This is a genomic window from Brucella ciceri (assembly GCF_041930145.1).
GTDB lineage: Bacteria > Pseudomonadota > Alphaproteobacteria > Rhizobiales > Rhizobiaceae > Brucella > Brucella intermedia.
This window is the reverse complement of record NZ_JBHEEV010000021.1, coordinates 1-18,366: the sequence shown is the minus strand read 5'-3', so window position 1 is coordinate 18,366 and position 18,366 is coordinate 1. Positions and strand designations below refer to the sequence as shown.

The window sequence follows — 18,366 nt, the reverse complement described above, 5'->3', positions numbered from 1 at the left end:
CCTGCGCGACCAGCGCCCGCACAGCCTCGCGCACAGTGCCGCGGCTGACGTCGAGCGTTGCGGAAAGTGCCGCTTCATTGGGCAGCTGGTCGCCGACGGACCAGCGTCCCGACATGATTTCCGCACGCAATGCCTGCGTGGCCGAATCCGTCAGGGTCTTGCGGAATATTGCCTTCATAGCTCCACCAAAGTCATCTGATGACTTGATGAATTAAACCTGCGGAAGGAAGCTGTCAACCGTCATGCGGAAAGCCGATTGCGGACTGGAAACCGCTGCCGCATTCCGTTAACAATTTTCGCGCACAGTGCCCATAATTCAGCTGCCCGAAATTCGGGCCAGACTCCAGGTGCCAGTATGATCACACTCTACAGCCTTTCCGGTGACCACCTCGAACAAGTGGAGGTCGAGCCGGGCACCCCATTGCCCGAGAATGTGATCTGGATCGACCTGTTCGCTCCCGGCGTCAACGAAGACAGCATTGTCGAGGCATGGACGGGCATTTCGATCCCGACGCGCGAAGACATGACGGAAATCGAGGAATCGAGCCGCTTCTACATGGAAACCGGCGCGCAATATCTGACCGTTCCGATCCTGCACGCGGTCGATCTCGATCATCGGGAGCTGGCGCCCGTCACCTTCATCCTGCACGGCTCGCGACTGATAACAGTGCGCTATGCCAATCCAAAATCCTTCACCACCTATATTCTGCGCTCGACCAAACCGGGCAACGGCCTCATTTCAGCCAAGTGCTCGGGCCTTTCGATCATGCTCGGCATCACCGAAGCCACGACCAACCGGCTGGCCGATATTCTGGAAGGCGTGGCAGGCAAGATCGATGCGGCTTCGCATTCCATCTACCGCCGCCAGCCCAAGGCGCGCCCGATGACGACGCAGGACTTCCGGCACATACTGACCCAGATCGGCGGACAGGGAACCTTTCTCTCGCGGATGCGGGAAAGCCTTGCAGGCATCAGCCGCATGCTGGTCTATCTGTCGGCCACCAGCAATCCGGCTTCGGGCAAGAAGGAAACGCGCAGCTGGATCAAGTCGCTGGAGCGCGACACCCAATCGCTGACCGCATATGTGGATTTCCTTTCCAACAAGGTTACCTTCCTGCTCGATACGATCGTCGGCCTGATCTCGGTCGAGCAAAACGCCATCATCAAGATTTTCTCGGTGGCGGCGGTTGGCTTCATGCCGCCGACGCTGGTTGCTTCCATCTACGGCATGAACTTTTCCTTCATGCCGGAACTGCATTCGCCTTGGGGCTACCCGATGGCGCTTATCCTGATGGTCGCCTCTGCCCTGCTGCCGCTCTATTATTTCCGCCGCAAAGGCTGGCTGTAGCTTGTAGTGACAAGAAGCGCACGCCATGTTATATCAAGCGTTATAACATAGGAGAACAGCCATGAATGTGACCCTGCGCAAGATCGGCAATTCCGATGGTGTGATCCTGCCTAAGGAAGTGCTGGAGCGGCTCAACCTCCAGACCGGAGACAAGCTCCAGGTGATCGAAACACAGAACGGCCTGACGCTGGAGCCTGTTGACGATACTTTCGAGCAGCAGATGGAAGCTGCCCGTAAAGTGATGGACAAGTACAAGGTCGCCTTGCAGAAGCTCGCCGAATGAACTGGCGTTTTCTTTCGCGACGCGTCGTTGAGGCAATCCACATCGAACAACTGCAACGCCACGGCGGCGCTCAAGGGCTTCGTGATGAGAATGCTCTTGAGTCTGCCCTGGCTCGCGCGCAGAACAAACAGGTTTATGGCCAACCGGATCATGCGGAAATCGCAGCAGCCTATGTTTTCGGAATAGGCCGCAACCATGCTTTCGTAGATGGCAACAAGCGCACCGCTATCGTGACCGCTGTTACGTTTCTGCTCGCCAACGGCTATGCACTGACCGCGGACGACGGATTGCTTTACAGTTTCACGATGGGTATTGCTTCCGGCGAGATTGATGAAGCTGGCGCGACCGCTTTTTTCCGTGACCATACAGTCGAGATAGAAGAAGACTAAACTGTCGTCAGCGACACGATTTCCCATTCGACATTGTTGATTTTCACAACATCACCGACCGGCTTGCCGAACAGCAGGATGGCGACAGGCGCGACATGGGAGATCTTGCCGTTTGACGGGTCGGCCTCGTCCTCGCCCACTATGGTCCAGCGACGGACCTTGCCATCATCCAGATTTTCCAGTTCCACGGTCATGCCGAAACGCACGACATCGCTATCGGCAGCGGGAACCGAAAGCTCGGCGTTTTCGCGCCGCGCCGTCCAGTAGCGCAGATCACGCGAAATGCGCGCAACCGCCGAACGCTCGCCCGCGACATTGGCATCCGCCAGCTCGCGTTGCAGCCGGGCGATTTCGTCCTCGATCATCTTCAGCCCCGCCGGCGTGACGAGATTGCGATGCGGGCTTACAGGGCGCTCGCCAAGGTCGTTCGGCGCATCATCCTGTTCTTTGGTGAAAGCTCTGCTCATCATTTCAATGTAAGCAAGCGCACCCCATCCGGCAAGCCTCCCTCCCATCCCCGCCCGCTTCTGCCACGCGTAAACGCATGATTTGCATGGCGGTTTTTTATTGATTGATGAGTCAATCAAAGATAGACTGCACTGGAATTAGCCTGAGAACGGACCACAATTATGCCCAAGATCGGGATGGAGCCCTTGCGGCGGCGCGAGCTGATCGATGCCGCCATCCGCACAATCGGCCAGCGCGGTTCGCTGGATGTGACCGTCGCGCAGATCGCGCATGAGGCGGGGGTTTCGCCCGCGCTTGCGCATCATTATTTCGGCGGCAAGGACAAGCTCATTCTGGCCACGATGCGGCATCTGCTGCGCGAACTGGGGCAGGATCTCAACGCGGCCATCGGACAGGCGGAGACGCCGCAGGCGCGTATCGCCGCCATCATCGCAGTCAATTTTTCCGCCTCGCAGTTCACGCAGGAAACGATTGCAGCCTGGCTGACCTTTTATGTGCATGCGCAGCAGTCGGAAGATACGCGGCGGCTCTTGCGCATCTATGCGCGCCGCCTTCATTCAAATCTGGTTTTCGCGCTGGAGCAGCTCACGAGCCGCGAACAGGCGCACCGCATCGCCGAGGGCGCGGGAGCGATGATCGACGGCCTCTATATCCGCCATGCGCTCGGCGCGGATGCGCCGGATGCAGGCAGGGCCACGGCACTCGTGGAAGATTACATCGCGGTTCAGCTTTCAAGCCCACTTTTGGAAGGGCCTTCGGGAGAAAAATGAGTATGGAAGCGGATTTCGTCATCATCGGTTCCGGCTCCGCCGGATCGGCCATGGCCTATCGCCTGTCGGAAGACGGCCGCTATTCGGTAATCGTCATCGAATATGGCGTGCCGGATGTCGGCCCGCTAATCCAGATGCCGGCGGCGCTGTCCTTCCCCATGAACATGGAGACCTATGACTGGGGCTTTTCCACCGAGCCGGAGCCGCATATTGGCGGGCGCAGCCTCGTGACGCCGCGCGGCAAGGTGCTGGGCGGTTCATCCTCGATCAACGGCATGGTCTATGTGCGCGGCCACGCCCGCGACTACGACCACTGGTCGGAAAGCGGCGCGCGCGGCTGGGCCTATGCCGATGTGCTGCCCTATTTCAAGCGCATGGAAAATTCGAGCGGCGGTCAGGAAGGCTGGCGCGGCACCAGCGGCCCGCTCTATATTCAGCGCGGCAAACGTGACAATCCGCTGTTTCATGCCTTTGTCGAGGCCGGTCATCAGGCGGGTTTCGAAGTGACGGAAGATTATAATGGCGAGAAGCAGGAAGGTTTCGGCCCGATGGAGCAGACGATCCATAATGGTCGTCGCTGGTCTGCCGCCAATGCCTATCTGAAGCCCGCGCTCAAGCGCCCGAATGTCAGGCTGGTCAAGGGGTTGGCGCGCAAGATCGTGCTTGAAGGCAAGCGCGCGGTTGGCGTCGAGATCGAGGCAGGCCGCACCTTTTCGACCGTCCGTGCGCGGCGCGAGGTCATCATTGCCGCCTCGTCGATCAATTCGCCAAAGCTTTTGATGCTTTCCGGCATCGGGCCTTCCGCGCATCTGAAAGACCATGGGATCGAAGTGGTTTCCGACCGTCCCGGCGTCGGCCAGAACCTGCAGGATCATCTGGAAGTCTATATCCAGCAGGAATGCACGCAGCCGATCACGCTCTATTCCAAGCTGAACCTGTTTTCGAAAGCCAGGATCGGCGCGGAATGGCTGTTCTTCAAGACGGGCGACGGCGCGACCAATCATTTCGAATCCGCTGCTTTCGTGCGCTCGAAGGCTGGCGTGGAATATCCCGATATCCAATATCATTTCCTGCCGGTCGCCATCCGCTATGACGGCAAGGCGGCAGCGCAGTCGCACGGTTTTCAGGCCCATGTCGGGCCGATGCGATCAAAATCGCGCGGCAGCGTGACGCTTCGTTCGGCCAATCCGCGCGAAAAGCCGGTCATCAAGTTCAACTACATGTCGCATGAGGACGACTGGGCCGATTTCCGCCATTGCGTGCGGCTGACGCGAGAAATTTTCGGACAGGCGGCGTTCGATCCTTATCGCGGCGCGGAAATCCAGCCAGGCGCGCAGGTCCAGAGCGACGATGAAATCGACAATTTCATCCGCGAGCATGTCGAAAGCGCCTTCCATCCGTGCGGCACCTGCAAAATGGGTGCGCTTGACGATCCGATGGCCGTGGTTGATGCTGAATGCAAGGTGATCGGTGTCGAAGGCTTGCGCGTTGCGGATTCATCCATCTTCCCGCGCATCACTAATGGTAATCTCAACGGCCCGTCGATCATGGTCGGCGAAAAGGCTTCCGATCATATTCTTGGCCGCACGCCGCTGGCGCGCTCCAATCAGGAACCATGGATCAATCCGAGGTGGCAGGTTGCGGACCGCTGACGCGGTCCAGCGAGTGGGCAGTAAGGCAGTAGGGGAATATGTCAGCTCGTGTTCCCGGCGCTTAACAACATACTGCCTTACTGCCCTACCCCCTATTCCCTTAAACAAGGAACCAGAAATGAAAGCACAACCCAAAGCCTCGCACTTCATCGGCGGCGCATTCGTGGAAGACAAGGCAGGAAAGCCTTTGCCAGTCATCTATCCGGCGACGGGTGAAGAGATCGCCAAGCTTTATTCCGCCACGCCCGGCGTGATTGAGGCGGCTTATGCGGCTGCGCTGAAAGCGCAAGGCGAATGGGCCGCGCTGAAGCCCGTCGAGCGCGGACGCATACTGCGCCGCACGGCGGAAATCCTGCGTGAGAAGAACAAGAAACTGTCGAAGCTCGAGACGCTTGATACCGGCAAGGCGCTTCAGGAAACGCTGGTGGCGGATGCCGCTTCAGCCGCCGATGCGCTGGAGTTTTTCGGCGGTATCATTTCCGGTTTCAACGGCGAGTTCGTGGAACTGGGCGGCTCGTTTGCCTATACGCGCCGCGAAGCGCTCGGCATCTGCGTCGGCATCGGCGCGTGGAACTATCCCATCCAGATCGCCGCGTGGAAATCCGCGCCTGCGCTCGCAATGGGCAATGCCTTCATCTTCAAGCCGTCAGAAAATACGCCGCTTTCGGCTCTGGCGCTGGCCGAAGCCTACAAGGAAGCCGGGTTGCCCGACGGACTGTTCAATGTCGTGCAGGGCTTCGGCGATGTAGGAGCCGCACTCGTCAACCATCGCCTGACGGCCAAGGTTTCACTGACCGGCTCCGTGCCGACCGGCAAGCGCATCATGGCGCAAGCGGGCGAACATCTGAAGCATGTCACGATGGAACTTGGCGGCAAGTCTCCGATCATCGTGTTCGACGATGCCGACCTTGAAAGCGCCATCGGCGGCGCGATGCTCGGCAATTTCTATTCCACGGGTCAGGTCTGCTCGAACGGCACCCGCGTCTTCGTCCACAAGGACGTGCGCGAACGTTTTGTCGACCGGCTGGTCGAACGTACGCGCAAAATCCGCATTGGCGACCCGCTGGACGAAGCGACCCAGATGGGTCCGCTCGTCAACGCAGCCCAGCGCGAAAAGGTTCTCTCCTATATCGAAAAGGGCAAGGCGGAAGGCGCAACCCTTGCGTACGGCGGCGGCATACCGAAACTGCAAGGTTTCGATAAGGGCTATTTCATCGAGCCGACCATCTTCACGGATGTGACAGACGACATGACCATCGCCCGCGAGGAAATCTTCGGGCCAGTGATGAGCGTGCTGGAATTTATTCATGAGGATGAGGTGATTGCCCGCGCCAATGATAGCGAATTCGGTCTGGCGGCGGGCGTGTTTACCGCAGACATTGCACGCGGCCATCGCGTCATCGGCCAGATCAAGGCCGGGACATGCTGGATCAACGCCTATAATCTGACGCCGGTGGAAGTGCCCTTCGGCGGCTACAAGCAGTCCGGCATCGGACGCGAGAACGGCATCGCCGCTCTGGCGCATTACAGCCAGATCAAGACCGTCTATGTGGAAATGGGCAAGGTCGACAGCCCTTATTGATCGTTGAACCGGGTCCGTGGAACCGAAACCGGTCCCGCGGACCTGGGAGCGCAGTCATAACGGTAGAGCTGTGGTGACGGCACCGCGCGCGGATAGACGATGGCGCGCTGTGACAGCTGGCCCGCCGGGTTTGCTAAGGGCATGGCCCAGCCGGGCCGTGCGGCTGCATCTGGAGCGCCCGTTCCCTGCATCGGCACGAGCCGGCAATCCAGCCCGAAATCGCTCTGCAGCCCTGCTGCGGAGGCAACGTTCGCGCAGCCGATCATGGCAAGCGCCAAAAAAGTAAAAAACAGCCTCATATTGCGATAACTTTCAAACACTATAAATAGTTTCAAACCTTCTCATATTCAATGAATGCTCTATAGAAATAGCCTGCGGAAAGAACCGCGCATATTTGACGCGATTACCTGTTAATAGCTATTGGTGAAACGATTTCTCACCTTGCAGGACGTCACCATAACTGACCTTATAGAAATGACTACAATTATATTAGGTTGAAATTATATATTACAAAATAATGAAACTGCAATCATGGAAAGTGACATAGACAATCCTATTTACCGGAAATAAGAATACAACTCCTACTTATTGGCTGGCAATAAATGAGCATAAGCCAATGGATCAATATAGTATTTATTTCTAATGAATGATTATTCCCCACATCAATGTTCATGATCTTTGGCTTGACGATTTGCAATGAGCAACGAGGCAACAATTTCAACAGACATGATAGAGGACCGGCTGCGCAATGAATTCTGGCGCGCCATCCTGAAGCCCATGTATGAAATCACGGGCGACAGCGACGATTACCAGTTTTCAGGATCAATCGTTGCGCGTTCCATAGGCTCCATTCAGATTGGAGCAACCTCCTTCAATTCACAGCGCTACACGCGTGCGCGAAAACTCATCGCCAAGAGCGGGCTGAACCACTACGTCCTGCAACTTATCACCGGCGGCGATCTGCACGGCGATTTCAATGGTGTCGATGTCGAAGCGAAACAGGGCGATATCGTCGTTATCGATTTGAGCCAGACGGTGGAAAGCCACGCATCCAACGGTTCCCGCATCACCGGCTGATTCCGCGTGAGGAGCTGGAGAGGATCGTCGGCTGGCGCAATCTGCACGGCCTCGTTATGCCTGCAACCGCCCCCATGACACGGGTGCTCTTCAGCTACCTCCAGAATCTCCAGTCATTGAGCGGCACACTGGACAGGGTGGAAGCACAATCAGCGCTGGATGCGATGTTCATACTGCTCGGCGCAAGCATCAACGGCACCGAGGGCGGCGTCATTGAAAGCCTTCCAGCCAACCTCCCAGTGCGCAAGCGCATCCTCGCCTATATCGACGAGAACCTTTCCGATCCAGTGCTGGGGCCATGCCTTATCACCAAGAACCTGCGCATTTCCCGCTCGAGCCTCTACCGGACATTCGAGGTGGAAGGCGGAATTGAAAGATCATCCGCGACAAGAGGCTGGACCGCGCCTATCGCATTCTTGTCGATGAACGCGGGCTGCACGTATCGCTGAAGGAAATTGCCTATCGTTTCGGCTTTCATGATGGCACGCAATTCACCAAGGCATTCAAGGCCCGTTTCGGCATGTCGCCGAGGGACGCTCGCGGTTGCGAGGCGGATCTGCTTACGCCGGTATTGGACAAGTTCGACTACACGATTCACCTTTCGGAAGAAGTCGCCAAACTGGGCATCATCAAGCCATGAGCCGACATCAGCCCGATGCAAGGCGCTTCAGAAAGTCGTCGCACCAGCGGTTGACGTCGTGGGTGTTGAGAAAGCCCATCATGCTTTCAAACCGCTCCTTGCGCTCCTCCAGAGGCATGGCCAGCGCGCGGGCCATGGCATAGGCCATCGCTTCCGTGTCATAGGGATTGACCAGAAGCGCGCCGTCCAGTTCCTGCGCGGCGCCGGCAAAGCGGGAGAGCACCAGCACGCCGGGATTTTCGGGGTTCTGGGCGGCAACATATTCCTTTGCGACAAGGTTCATGCCGTCACGCAACGGCGTGACCAGACCGACAGCGGCGAGCCGATAGAGTCCGGCCAGCACGTCGCGATTGAGGGACCGGTTGATGTAGCGTATCGGCGTCCAGTCCACCGTGGCGTTCGCTCCATTCACCCGCCCGGCCAGTTCGGCCACCGCGCGCTGCATGTTCTTGTATTCCGGCACTTCGGAACGTGATTTCGGCGTGACCTGCAGAAAGGTAACCTTGCCGCGATTGCCGGGATCGACATTGAGAAAATGCTCGAAAGCCTCCATGCGATTGGTGATGCCCTTCGAGTAGTCGAGCCTGTCGACACCGATGATGAGGCTGCGATCCAGCATACTTTCGCGCATGCGCCGCACTGTCGAATGGCCGTCCGCCTTGTTGGCTATCTCTGCAAATGCGGCCGTCTCGATACCGATGCCGAAGCGCTCGGCGCGGAACCGGTGGCCGAAGGCCTCAAACAGCCCGTCATCGCTGAGCGGCTTGCCGATTTTCTCACGCCGCAGGCAGCTGATGAAGTTGTCGACATCGTTTTCGGTCTGGAAGCCGACGACATCGTAGGAAGCAAGGCCGCGCATGATTGTTTCGTGCACCGGAAGCGTGAAAACTATATCAGCGGGCGGCCAGGGGATGTGCAGGAAGAAGCCGATGCGGTTGGTGACGCCCAGATTGCGCAGTTCCGCAGCCAGCGGAATGAGATGGTAATCGTGAATCCAGATGAGGTCATCCGGCTGGATCATCGGCAGGAGATGCTTTGCAAACAGGCGATTGACCCGGAAATATCCCGCCATGTCCTTGCGCGTGTAATCGATGAGATCGAGGCGATAGTGGCAGAGCGGCCAGAGCATGCGGTTGGCGAAGCCCGCATAATATTCGTCGATATCCTTCTTGTGGAGATCAAGCAGCGCATAGCGGATCGGCCCCTGGTCCCGGATCGTCAGTTCCTGCGGCTGACGCGCGGGAAGCGTCTTGCCGGACCAACCGAGCCATATGCCGCCGCGTTCGTTGAGCGCCGCCTGCAGCGCGACCGCCAGACCGCCCGCTGGTGCCTTGCCCTGTTCATCAGGCAGGGGAACACGATTGGAGACCACGATCAGCCGACCCATACACCAAATCCTTTCATTGCTGTTGCTGTCCATTGTCCCGGATGCGGGAGAGCCAGAGGCGAAGCTCATCCGGGCTTGCAAAGCGTGCAGCCCCCGGATGGTCGATCGCACGTCCGATCACCACCGCCGTTCCGCCCAGTTGTTCCGCCGCCTCGAGCATCGGCAGGTCTGTTAGATCGTCGCCGAATGCGATCGGCACCCTGCCCGCAAACGGCTTCTCCCGCATGAAACGGCGCAAGGCTGCGCCCTTGTCGCTGAGCGCGGGGCGCAGCTCGAAAACCATCTTGCCCGCCTGCACGGTCCAGTCGGGCCCGGCGAGCTTCCACGCCTTGTCAACGAGGTCCTGGGCAAATTCAGCTTTCTCGGGTGCGGCGCGATAATGAAGCGCAACCGCACTTCCCTTGTCCTCGGCACGAAGGCCGCTGACGCGAAGCGCTGCCTGCCGCAGAAAATCCTTGGCGGTCTGGAATTGTTCGCCCGGCTCGATCAGTTCGACAAGCCCGGACGCGTGCCGGAATTCAGCGCCATGCAGAGCGGCTATCGGGCCGCGGTAATCGGGAAAGCGTTCCTCGATGAAGCTTATGGCCCTTCCCGTGACGAGCGCCATTGCACCGGACAAATGCCGGGAAATAACTGAAAGGGATTTTTGCAAGCCGGTCGAAACGACCACGCCGTCGGGATCGGCGGCGATATCGAGCAAGGTTCCATCGACGTCGAAAAAAAGCGCGTGTTTCTGAAAATCGATGACCGGCATGCCGATCAGATCGGTGGCCGTGTCCTGTTCATTACTGGGCATAGGAGGCAAACATTCGCGGCGGCGAATGGTTCCCGATTAAATGCCGCGCCCGGCGGTTTCCGAGTGATTGACAAGGCGCCGGGATGCTGGCGCCTCCCGCCTTGAAAAAGTTTAATCACCACCCGGGCTCAATCAAAGTCCAACGAGTTCCGCTGAAGGACCGTGATATCAGGTGCGCCCATAGACGTCGTCGAAACGCACGATGTCGTCTTCGCCGAGGTATTCGCCGCTTTGCACCTCGATGAGCACGAGCGGCAGAATGCCCGGATTTTCCAGCCGGTGACGGAAGCCACAGGGGATATAGGTCGACTGGTTCGTCGTAAGCAGTATTTCGCGATCGCCATTGGTCACCTTCGCGGTGCCGGAAACGACGATCCAGTGCTCGGAACGGTGATGATGGGCCTGAAGGCTCAGCCGTCGTCCCGGTTTCACTTCGATCCGCTTGATCTTGAAGCCGTCGCCTTCCTCAAGCACCGTATAGGTGCCCCATGGGCGATGGGCCGTGCGGTGAAGCTTGGCAGCCTCATGGCCATCGGCGCGCAGCTTGTTGAAGACCTTGCGCACTTCCTGCGCCTTGTCGCGATGGGCGACCAACAGCGCATCGGGCGTGTCGACCACAAGAAGGTCGTGAACGCCGACAAGGCTGACCAACCGGGTTTCAGACAGGACAAAACTGTTGGTCGTGTCTTCGATGACCGTTTCGCCGCGCAGGCGGTTGCCTTCGCTGTCGGGCGTGATGAGATCGGCCATCGCCGCCCAGGAACCAATATCTGACCAGCCGCAGGACACCGGAATGCAGGCAATGTTGTCGGCCTTTTCCATGATCGCATAGTCGATGGAAATCGCTGGCGCCGCCGCAAAATCGTCCTTGGCGATTTCGACGGTCTTCGTCTCGCCGTTGACGCCGCGCCGGGCATGTTCGAGCGAAGCCTGAACGGCGGCGAAGATTTCCGGCGCGTGGCGCTGCATCGCTTCGAGCATGGTTCCGGCGGTGAAACAGAACATGCCGGAGTTCCAGAAATAGCGGCCGCTTTCGACATAGGCCTGTGCCGTCTCGGCGTCAGGTTTTTCGACAAAGCGCAGCACGTCGATGCCTTCGGCCTCGATGTAGCCGAAGCCGGTTTCAGGATGATCGGGCACGATGCCGAAGGTGACGATGCGGCCCGTTTCAGCAAGCGGTCGCGCCTTGGAAACGGCCTCGGCGAACGCGGCCTCATCCTCGATCAGATGATCGGCGGGCATGACGAGCAATGTGGCGTCAGGGCCGTAAGTGGCGGCGGCATGGAGTGCGGCGACGGCAACGGCAGGCGCCGTATCGCGTCCGAGCGGCTCCAGCAGAAATGCGTTATCGACCTTGGGCGCCTTCGCATCGGCATAGGCGTCAAGCGTCAGAAACAGGAAGTCGCGATTGGTGACGGTGAGGATATGGTCCACTCCGCCCAGTTGCGCCGCGCGCTTGTAGGTCTTGCCGATCAGGGTGCTGCCGTCCGGCAGCTCGATGAATGGCTTCGGGTGCGCATCGCGCGAAAGCGGCCATAGTCTTGAACCGGAACCGCCGCTGATGATGACAGGAATAAAGCTCATTGCTCAGTTGTCCTTCGTTGCGTTGCGGGCGATGGCAAGTCCCGTTTCCAGAAGCGTTTTTGCCTGGTTCTCGCCTGAGGCTTCCACATAGCACCGCAATTCCGGCGCGTTGCCGGAAGCACGATAGTGGATGGCATTGCCTGAATGGAAGAAGAGTTTCACACCGTCAATGGCTTCGGTCCGGACGATCGGCTCGTCCATCTGAAACAGTGCGCTTCGCGTCGCCTCGTTCTTGAGGAGGGACAGAAAGGCGAGGCTCTTTTCCTGCGGGACGTTCTGGAGCCTGTCGCTCAGCGCCGTGCGGAAATGAAAGCTTGCCGCGATGTCGGACAGCGGCTTGCCCGTTTCCTTGATGGAACCGAGACTTCCCAGGATTGGCAGCAGCGCATCACGGGTCGAAAGCGCGGCCAGCACATGACCGCCACGGTTTATATCCGTGCCCAGCAGCACGCCGCCATTGGCCTCAAACCCAACCACCGCCGGGGTGCCGCCGGCGACAGCCTGCGTCATGCCTTCGATGACATGGGGCGACCCCACGCGTGTTCTGATGACGCGCTCGAAATTTTCTTCCAGCGCGGAATTGGATGTCACGGGCGTTACAATCGTCTTGACGCCAAGCCAGCGTGCGGTGATTGCCCCGACCAGATCCCCCCGGACAAAGCGGCCCTTCCCGTCCGCGATCAACGGGCGGTCGGCATCCCCATCCGTGGACACGATGGCATCAAAACGGCTTTCCTTCGCCCATTGGTCGAGAAGCTCAATATCTTCGGAACGAAGGGCCTCGGTGTCGACCGGCACGAACACATCGGACCGTCCGAGCGGTACGGCTTCGGCCCCGAGTTCGGTGAGAATGCGGACGATGAGATCACGCGCTACGGACGAGTGCTGGTAGGCCCCGACCCGCAAACCTCGGAGGCTTTCATGCCCCAGAAATCCGACATAGCGTTTCACATAGAGGTCGATCGCATCACTGCCATAGGGTGCATCGTGCAGATGACGAAAGGCAAGATTTGCAGGCAACGCCGCATAGGCGGCACTGATGGCGCTTTCATCATTCTTGTCGATTTCACCGTCGGCGCGATAGAATTTGAGCCCGTTGCGGTCATCCGGAATATGGCTGCCAGTGACCATAATGCTCGGCGCCTGCTGCGAGATTGCATAATTGCTCAGCGCCGGGGTCGGCAAGATGCCGCAATCAACCGGCTGAAATCCCGCATCCTCGATTGCCGCCATGCACAGGGCCGCGATGGCCGGACTGGACGGGCGAAGATCGCGACCGACGAATACACTGTCGCCCCTGTGCAGCTTTCCGGCCTCCGACAGCATTCCGACAAAAGCAAGGGAATAGGCATAGGCAGACAGGCCATTCAGTTCGTCCGCCAGTCCCCTCAGACCGCTCGTGCCAAATTTAAGCGATGTACCGCTCATGCTTCCCGCCAGATTGTCCAGTATCGAAGAGGGCGACGCCCGCAAGCGCCCGCCGGGCTTAAAAGTCTTGCCATCTTATAACGTGAATCCGAAAATCATCATCCCCACAATAGTGCAATCCCATGCACCTTATTGTGGTTCATAATCCGTATAGGCGGGCAATATCAAATCCTTAACGCAGACTGCGTTAATAATTGCTGTTTTGCTTCTTTGGCTGAAAGCTAGAGCGGTGCCAGTTGAAACGTAACGGGGAACCGCTCCATCTCTTTGTTTTCGCGCGTTCTCCCACGCAAAACCGCTTCGCACTTTTGCTGGAAATGCTCTATACCAGCCGGGACACGACGTCCCGCAGCGACGACTGCCAATGCGGTGCCAACCAGTTGAACGCCTGTTGGAATTTGGCCGTCGACAGGCGGGAGTTGGCGGGGCGCACGGCCTTGGTGGGGTAATCGGCGGTCGCAATATCCGTAACGGTCGCTGTCGCCCCGCCAAGCCTGGCGCTTTCCCCGAATATGGCGCGTGCAAAGCCGCTCCAGTTCGTATCACCCGTTCCGGCCAGATGATAAACACCATAAGCCGAAAACTCCGGTGCCGCCGCCAGATGATCCGCCACCCGGATAATTGCATCAGCGATATCAAGCGCGCTGGTCGGATTGCCCCACTGGTCAGCAACAACCGAGAGAGCGTCGCGCGTCTCCGCGAGCTTCAGCATCGTCTTGACGAAATTCTTGCCGAAAGGACTATAGACCCACGCTGTTCGCAAAATGATGTGCTGCGGGTTGGCTTGCGCTACGAGACGCTCGCCTTCAAGCTTGGAGCTTCCGTAGACACTGCGAGGGCCGGTGGCGTCCATTTCAACATAGGGTTTGTCAGCGTCGCCCGCGAAAACATAATCCGTGGACAGATGAATGACAGGAACGCCACAGTTCTCCGCTGCCTGCGCAACTGCCCCGGCGCCTGCTGCATTCACCGCAAAGGCAAGTTCCTGCTCATCCTCAGCCAGATCCACCGCCGTATAAGCGGCGGCAGAGACGACGACGTCGGGCTTGATCGCTTCAATGGCACTGCGCACGGTTTCCGGCTCTGCCAGATCCAGCTCCGGACGGCCCAGCGCGATGACCTCGAGGTCCGCACGCTGCGACGCCTTCTCAAGAAGGCTCTGCACGACCTGCCCTTCCCTCCCGGTGACGGCGATTTTCATGCCTTGGCCTCTTTTACTGCCGTGCTGCCCAGGCGCTCACCGGCATAGGTACCGCTGCGGATCGGCTCCCACCACCATGCATTATCCAGATACCATTGAATGGTTTTTTCCAGCCCGGTCTCGAAAGTTTCCTGCGGCTTCCAGCCCAACTCGCGCTCGATCTTCGAAGCGTCGATCGCATAGCGGCGATCATGACCGGGGCGATCTGTCACGAAGGTGATCAGGTCGGCATGGCTCTTGCCGTTTGCGCGAGGCCGCTTCTTGTCCAGAATGGCGCAGATGGTTTCCACCACATTCAGATTGGTGCGTTCCGCGCGCCCACCGATATTGTAGCTTTCGCCCAGCTTGCCCGTCGTCGCAACCAGAGCGAGGGCCCGCGCATGGTCTTCAACATAGAGCCAGTCGCGCACATTCGCCCCAGCCCCGTAAACCGGCAGCGGCTTTTCATCGAGCGCATTGAGAATGACGAGCGGGATCAGCTTTTCGGGGAAATGGAACGGGCCGTAATTGTTCGAGCAATTCGATAGCACAACCGGCAGGCCATAGGTTTCATGCCAGGCGCGCACCAGATGGTCGGAGGCCGCTTTTGAAGCCGAATAGGGCGACGAAGGCTTATAGGGCGTTTCCTCGGTGAAAATACCGCTGTCGAAAGGCAGATCGCCAAACACTTCGTCCGTCGAAATATGGTGGAAACGGAAGCTCGACTTGCGCGGTTCCGGCAGTTCCCGCCAATAGGCAAGTGCCGCATTCAGCAGGCGAAACGTTCCGACAATATTCGTCTCGATGAAAGCACCCGGACCATCGATTGAACGGTCGACATGGCTTTCTGCCGCCAGATGCATGACCACATCGATTTCGTTGCCGCGCAGAGCATCCAGAACGCTCGTGTCATCGCAGATATCAGCCAGGAGGAAGCTGTAATTCGGATGATTTTCAATCTGACGGAGAGACGCCAGATTGCCTGCATAAGTCAGCTTGTCGAGATTGACGACATTGATCCTGGGATCGGAAGCCAGATGCCGACACACCGCAGAGCCAATGAAGCCCGCTCCACCTGTAACAAGAATATTCATTTCATTTCCTCAAGCAAAAACGTCTGCGTCGGCTAGCATCGGCGCTTTCTGATCCTTGTCCGAAAGCTGGACGCCTGATGCGGATATCGGCCAGTCTATGCCTATTGCCGGGTCATCAAAGCGGATCGAGCGGTCGTGCTCGGGGGAATAATAATTGGTCACCTTATAGATGACTTCGGTATGCTCAACGAGCGTCATGAAGCCATGTGCGAAGCCCTTCGGCACAAGAATCTGGTTCCATTTTTCAGCCGAGACTTCCAGCGCCACCCACTTGCCGAATGTGGGCGAGCCTTTGCGGATATCGACCGCAACGTCCAGAATTGCACCGCGCGTGACGCGCACCAGCTTGTCCTGCGCAAATGGCGGCAACTGATAATGAAGGCCGCGCACAACGCCCCTGGCTGCCGAATAGGAATGGTTGTCCTGAACGAAAGTCAGATCAATACCGGCTTCGGCGAATGATTTCGCATTGTAGGTCTCGGAGAAAAAGCCACGGTCATCACCGAATTTACGCGGGCTGATTTCAAGTACACCGTCTAAATCTAAAGGACGAATCTGCATCAATCTTTTCCCAACTCAGCTACACGCCGGCGAAGATACGCAGCATATTCGGTTTTACCGAGCTTGGCTGCGCGCTCAAGCACTGCATCACTGCTCAACCAGCCCTTATCCAGGCCGATTTCCTCCGGGCAGGCGATCTTGATCCCCTGACGCTTCTCAATGGTCTGAACAAAAGAGGAAGCCTCATGAAGGCTGTCATGCGTCCCTGTGTCCAACCACGCGTAGCCGCGACCGAAGCGCTGAACGTTTAATTCTCCGCGTTCCAGATACACGTTATTGACGGTGGTGATCTCCAGCTCGCCACGAGCGGATGGTTTGATTGAACGCGCGATATCGACGACCTGATTGTCGTAGAAATAGAGACCCGTGACGGCCCAATGGGACTTCGGATTCTCGGGCTTTTCTTCGATCGAGACTGCTTTGCCTGTTTTGCTATCGAATTCGACAACGCCATAGCGCTGTGGATCGTCTACGCGATAGGCGAAAACAGTGCCACCCTTCATCGGCTGGGAGGAAAGTTGCGACAGATTCGAAAGACCGTCGCCAAAATAAATGTTGTCGCCAAGGATCATGGCCACGCTGTCGTTGCCAACAAACTCCCTGCCGATAATGAATGCTTCAGCCAGACCATTGGGATGCGCCTGCTCGGCGTAAGAAAAATTCACTCCGAATTCGTGGCCATCACCGAGCAATTTCTGAAAGAGAGGCAAATCATGCGGCGTCGAAATGATCAGGATATCCTGAATGCCCGCCAGCATGAGCACGCTCAGCGGATAGTAGATCATCGGCTTGTCATAAATCGGGAGAATCTGTTTGGAGACCGCGATTGTAAGGGGGTACAACCTCGTACCACTACCACCGGCGAGAATAATCCCTTTCATGCGATTTCACTTCCTATCATCTTACTTCTTTCGATTCGTTCATGTAGGCATGTATTATGCCTACATGATGGCCTCGGTTTGGCGACAGCCAAGCCGACATAGCGATCCGAGAAACCCAAGTATGATCTATAATGATTCAGCTGCTACTCCTCAAATCAATAAGCAGCCATTGCTAACGATTTCGATTGTTACATTTAATCCTGACTTTGATGAGCTTAAAAAAACCCTTGGCAGCCTGAAAAGCGCATTGAAAACGTTTGCGCCCGATACCTTCTCCATCACAATCGTAGACAACTCGTTCAGCAATGAAGTAGCCCCCTTTTTGCAGTATAGCTTTCCAGAACTGCCTGTTAAACTGATTCAAGGTCAAGGAAATATCGGCTTCGGTCGTGCCCATAATATCGCGATGCAGCAGATGGGCGAATTTCATCTCATTCTTAATCCAGATATTCAACTCAGTCCGGATGCAATAACCAATGCATTGGCTTTCATGCGCACCAAAGAAAACTGTGGGTTGTTGAGCCCGCTTGCCGTTTGGCCGAATGGACAGAGGCAATATCTCTGCAAACGCTATCCGGCAGCCGTTGATTTAATAATAAGGGGCTTTGCACCTAATATAATTCGCTCGTTCTTCTCCACACGCTTAGCACAATATGAAATGCAAGCTGAAACACAAAGCGAGGTCTTTTGGAACCCTCCCATTGTGAGTGGATGCTTTATGTTTTTTAGAAGCACTATTTTAGAGAAAATCGGAGGGTTTAGTGATAGTTTCTTCTTATACTTTGAGGATTTTGATCTCTCCTTAAGGTCGCGTATAATTGCTGATACTGCTTACGTACCCACTGTCCGAGTAATACATGCAGGAGGGCATGCTTCGAAGAAGGGGCTTTGGCATATAAAGGTTTTTATCCAGTCCGCGATGACCTTTTATCGATCCCACGGTTTCAAACTGTTTTAATTTTCGGGCAATCTCACTGGCTAGCGGTGACGTGCCCCGCGGCCCGCCACTTTCAGTAAGAGGTGGCTCGGGAAATCTGCACAGCTCGGATAAGTGGAATTTCTGCCTGAGTTCGGCTTAGATGCCAGGAACAGGAGATACCATGACGAGACGACCGCGCCGGAACCATAGCCCGGCTTTCAAGGCAAAAGTGGCGCTTGCTGCGATCCGGGGTGAGCAGACACTGGTGGAATTATCTCAGCAGTTCGACGTGCATGCCAATCAGATCAAGCAGTGGAAAGACCAGCT

At 57.3% G+C, this 18,366-nt stretch carries 21 protein-coding genes and 1 pseudogene; 11 read left to right on the top strand and 11 right to left on the bottom strand.

Annotated elements, in window-relative coordinates; genetic code table 11:
* Positions 1 to 178: FadR/GntR family transcriptional regulator (locus JNC63_RS21480; RefSeq protein WP_374846764.1), on the bottom strand; the 178-nt coding region annotated here is incomplete at its 3' end.
* 177 nt (positions 179 to 355) lie between these two features.
* On the opposite strand from JNC63_RS21480, the gene JNC63_RS21475 reads away from it, so the two are divergent.
* The 3 genes from JNC63_RS21475 to JNC63_RS21465 all read left to right on the top strand — a co-directional run bounded on the left by JNC63_RS21475 (position 356) and on the right by JNC63_RS21465 (position 2,020).
* Positions 356 to 1,348, top strand: a complete 993-nt coding sequence (locus JNC63_RS21475; RefSeq protein ID WP_006471134.1) for a magnesium transporter CorA family protein — start codon at positions 356 to 358, stop codon at positions 1,346 to 1,348.
* 61 nt (positions 1,349 to 1,409) lie between these two features.
* Positions 1,410 to 1,631 carry an AbrB/MazE/SpoVT family DNA-binding domain-containing protein gene (locus JNC63_RS21470; protein WP_006471135.1) on the top strand — a complete coding sequence of 74 codons (222 nt, stop codon included), beginning with the start codon at positions 1,410 to 1,412 and terminating at the stop codon, positions 1,629 to 1,631.
* Positions 1,628 to 2,020, top strand: a complete 393-nt coding sequence (locus JNC63_RS21465; protein WP_006471136.1) for a type II toxin-antitoxin system death-on-curing family toxin — start codon at positions 1,628 to 1,630, stop codon at positions 2,018 to 2,020. The genes JNC63_RS21470 and JNC63_RS21465 overlap by 4 nt, the downstream gene beginning before the upstream one ends.
* On the opposite strand, the gene JNC63_RS21460 is transcribed toward JNC63_RS21465, so the two are convergent.
* Positions 2,017 to 2,487 carry a GreA/GreB family elongation factor gene (locus JNC63_RS21460; RefSeq protein WP_006471137.1) on the bottom strand — a complete coding sequence of 157 codons (471 nt, stop codon included), beginning with the start codon at positions 2,485 to 2,487 and terminating at the stop codon, positions 2,017 to 2,019. The genes JNC63_RS21465 and JNC63_RS21460 overlap by 4 nt on opposite strands.
* A 162-nt stretch (positions 2,488 to 2,649) precedes the next feature.
* On the opposite strand from JNC63_RS21460, the gene betI reads away from it, so the two are divergent.
* From betI to betB, 3 genes are all read left to right on the top strand, one after another.
* Complete coding sequence (gene betI, locus JNC63_RS21455; RefSeq protein WP_006471138.1) at positions 2,650 to 3,258, top strand: transcriptional regulator BetI; 609 nt, start codon at positions 2,650 to 2,652, stop codon at positions 3,256 to 3,258.
* Between the two features lie 2 nt (positions 3,259 to 3,260).
* Positions 3,261 to 4,910 (top strand): choline dehydrogenase, encoded by a 1,650-nt coding sequence (betA, locus tag JNC63_RS21450; protein ID WP_006471139.1) that lies wholly within the window; start codon positions 3,261 to 3,263, stop codon positions 4,908 to 4,910.
* 118 nt (positions 4,911 to 5,028) lie between these two features.
* Complete coding sequence (gene betB, locus JNC63_RS21445; RefSeq protein WP_006471140.1) at positions 5,029 to 6,492, top strand: betaine-aldehyde dehydrogenase; 1,464 nt, start codon at positions 5,029 to 5,031, stop codon at positions 6,490 to 6,492.
* Here the strand turns inward: betB and JNC63_RS21440 are convergent.
* Complete coding sequence (locus tag JNC63_RS21440) at positions 6,486 to 6,791, bottom strand: hypothetical protein (protein ID WP_006471141.1); 306 nt, start codon at positions 6,789 to 6,791, stop codon at positions 6,486 to 6,488. The genes betB and JNC63_RS21440 overlap by 7 nt on opposite strands.
* Positions 6,792 to 7,188: 397 nt before the next feature.
* On the opposite strand from JNC63_RS21440, the gene JNC63_RS21920 reads away from it, so the two are divergent.
* The 3 genes and pseudogenes from JNC63_RS21920 to JNC63_RS21910 form a co-directional block, all read left to right on the top strand.
* Complete coding sequence (locus tag JNC63_RS21920) at positions 7,189 to 7,569, top strand: cupin domain-containing protein (RefSeq protein WP_006471142.1); 381 nt, start codon at positions 7,189 to 7,191, stop codon at positions 7,567 to 7,569.
* A 74-nt stretch (positions 7,570 to 7,643) separates the two neighbouring features.
* A complete protein-coding gene (locus tag JNC63_RS21915; RefSeq protein ID WP_235693765.1) occupies positions 7,644 to 8,018 on the top strand; it encodes a helix-turn-helix domain-containing protein in 375 nt (124 codons plus the stop codon).
* Positions 7,982 to 8,062, top strand: a pseudogene (locus JNC63_RS21910) (helix-turn-helix domain-containing protein); the annotation flags it as partial. The gene JNC63_RS21915 and the pseudogene JNC63_RS21910, both read left to right, overlap by 37 nt.
* A 154-nt stretch (positions 8,063 to 8,216) precedes the next feature.
* Here the strand turns inward: JNC63_RS21910 and otsA are convergent.
* The 8 genes from otsA to rfbA form a co-directional block, all read right to left on the bottom strand.
* Positions 8,217 to 9,596: an alpha,alpha-trehalose-phosphate synthase (UDP-forming) gene (gene otsA / locus JNC63_RS21430; RefSeq protein WP_006471144.1), complete on the bottom strand. Its 1,380-nt coding sequence runs from the start codon at positions 9,594 to 9,596 to the stop codon at positions 8,217 to 8,219.
* A 13-nt stretch (positions 9,597 to 9,609) separates the two neighbouring features.
* Entirely contained in the window at positions 9,610 to 10,392 is a 783-nt protein-coding gene (otsB, locus tag JNC63_RS21425) for a trehalose-phosphatase (protein WP_006471145.1), read from the bottom strand.
* Positions 10,393 to 10,560: 168 nt separating this feature from the next.
* Complete coding sequence (locus tag JNC63_RS21420; protein WP_006471146.1) at positions 10,561 to 11,976, bottom strand: mannose-1-phosphate guanylyltransferase/mannose-6-phosphate isomerase; 1,416 nt, start codon at positions 11,974 to 11,976, stop codon at positions 10,561 to 10,563.
* Positions 11,977 to 11,979: 3 nt separating this feature from the next.
* Entirely contained in the window at positions 11,980 to 13,404 is a 1,425-nt protein-coding gene (locus JNC63_RS21415; protein WP_006471147.1) for a phosphomannomutase, read from the bottom strand.
* Between the two features lie 322 nt (positions 13,405 to 13,726).
* On the bottom strand, positions 13,727 to 14,605 hold the full coding sequence (gene rfbD, locus JNC63_RS21410) for a dTDP-4-dehydrorhamnose reductase (protein ID WP_006471148.1): 879 nt from the start codon (positions 14,603 to 14,605) through the stop codon (positions 13,727 to 13,729).
* The gene (gene rfbB / locus JNC63_RS21405; RefSeq protein ID WP_006471149.1) at positions 14,602 to 15,678 is read right to left on the bottom strand and encodes a dTDP-glucose 4,6-dehydratase; all 1,077 of its coding nucleotides are present in this window, start codon (positions 15,676 to 15,678) and stop codon (positions 14,602 to 14,604) included. Before rfbB ends, rfbD begins: the two co-directional genes overlap by 4 nt.
* A 9-nt stretch (positions 15,679 to 15,687) precedes the next feature.
* Entirely contained in the window at positions 15,688 to 16,239 is a 552-nt protein-coding gene (gene rfbC / locus JNC63_RS21400; protein WP_171053452.1) for a dTDP-4-dehydrorhamnose 3,5-epimerase, read from the bottom strand.
* Complete coding sequence (gene rfbA, locus JNC63_RS21395) at positions 16,239 to 17,120, bottom strand: glucose-1-phosphate thymidylyltransferase RfbA (protein WP_006471152.1); 882 nt, start codon at positions 17,118 to 17,120, stop codon at positions 16,239 to 16,241. Before rfbA ends, rfbC begins: the two co-directional genes overlap by 1 nt.
* Positions 17,121 to 17,241: 121 nt before the next feature.
* Here rfbA and JNC63_RS21390 point away from each other — a divergent pair, with 121 nt between their 5' ends.
* Together JNC63_RS21390 and JNC63_RS21385 are read left to right on the top strand one after the other, a co-directional pair.
* Positions 17,242 to 18,078: a glycosyltransferase family 2 protein gene (locus tag JNC63_RS21390; protein WP_006471154.1), complete on the top strand. Its 837-nt coding sequence runs from the start codon at positions 17,242 to 17,244 to the stop codon at positions 18,076 to 18,078.
* Positions 18,079 to 18,220: 142 nt separating this feature from the next.
* Positions 18,221 to 18,366, top strand: a 146-nt coding sequence (locus tag JNC63_RS21385; RefSeq protein WP_018010334.1) for a hypothetical protein, incomplete at its 3' end; no start/stop codon positions are given.

What these genes read in the sequence shown, in the direction of transcription:
- otsB (WP_006471145.1), bottom strand. Translation starts at nt 10,392, where the DNA reads ATGCCCAGTAATGAACAGGACACGGCCACCGATCTGATCGGCATGCCG.
- betI (WP_006471138.1), top strand. Translation starts at nt 2,650, where the DNA reads ATGCCCAAGATCGGGATGGAGCCCTTGCGGCGGCGCGAGCTGATCGAT.
- rfbD (WP_006471148.1), bottom strand. Translation starts at nt 14,605, where the DNA reads ATGAAAATCGCCGTCACCGGGAGGGAAGGGCAGGTCGTGCAGAGCCTT.
- rfbB (WP_006471149.1), bottom strand. Translation starts at nt 15,678, where the DNA reads ATGAATATTCTTGTTACAGGTGGAGCGGGCTTCATTGGCTCTGCGGTG.
- JNC63_RS21460 (WP_006471137.1), bottom strand. Translation starts at nt 2,487, where the DNA reads ATGAGCAGAGCTTTCACCAAAGAACAGGATGATGCGCCGAACGACCTT.
- JNC63_RS21915 (WP_235693765.1), top strand. Translation starts at nt 7,644, where the DNA reads ATGACACGGGTGCTCTTCAGCTACCTCCAGAATCTCCAGTCATTGAGC.
- JNC63_RS21415 (WP_006471147.1), bottom strand. Translation starts at nt 13,404, where the DNA reads ATGAGCGGTACATCGCTTAAATTTGGCACGAGCGGTCTGAGGGGACTG.
- JNC63_RS21440 (WP_006471141.1), bottom strand. Translation starts at nt 6,791, where the DNA reads ATGAGGCTGTTTTTTACTTTTTTGGCGCTTGCCATGATCGGCTGCGCG.
- JNC63_RS21390 (WP_006471154.1), top strand. Translation starts at nt 17,242, where the DNA reads ATGATCTATAATGATTCAGCTGCTACTCCTCAAATCAATAAGCAGCCA.
- rfbC (WP_171053452.1), bottom strand. Translation starts at nt 16,239, where the DNA reads ATGCAGATTCGTCCTTTAGATTTAGACGGTGTACTTGAAATCAGCCCG.
- JNC63_RS21470 (WP_006471135.1), top strand. Translation starts at nt 1,410, where the DNA reads ATGAATGTGACCCTGCGCAAGATCGGCAATTCCGATGGTGTGATCCTG.
- JNC63_RS21475 (WP_006471134.1), top strand. Translation starts at nt 356, where the DNA reads ATGATCACACTCTACAGCCTTTCCGGTGACCACCTCGAACAAGTGGAG.
- otsA (WP_006471144.1), bottom strand. Translation starts at nt 9,596, where the DNA reads ATGGGTCGGCTGATCGTGGTCTCCAATCGTGTTCCCCTGCCTGATGAA.
- JNC63_RS21920 (WP_006471142.1), top strand. Translation starts at nt 7,189, where the DNA reads ATGAGCAACGAGGCAACAATTTCAACAGACATGATAGAGGACCGGCTG.
- rfbA (WP_006471152.1), bottom strand. Translation starts at nt 17,120, where the DNA reads ATGAAAGGGATTATTCTCGCCGGTGGTAGTGGTACGAGGTTGTACCCC.
- betA (WP_006471139.1), top strand. Translation starts at nt 3,261, where the DNA reads ATGGAAGCGGATTTCGTCATCATCGGTTCCGGCTCCGCCGGATCGGCC.
- betB (WP_006471140.1), top strand. Translation starts at nt 5,029, where the DNA reads ATGAAAGCACAACCCAAAGCCTCGCACTTCATCGGCGGCGCATTCGTG.
- JNC63_RS21465 (WP_006471136.1), top strand. Translation starts at nt 1,628, where the DNA reads ATGAACTGGCGTTTTCTTTCGCGACGCGTCGTTGAGGCAATCCACATC.
- JNC63_RS21420 (WP_006471146.1), bottom strand. Translation starts at nt 11,976, where the DNA reads ATGAGCTTTATTCCTGTCATCATCAGCGGCGGTTCCGGTTCAAGACTA.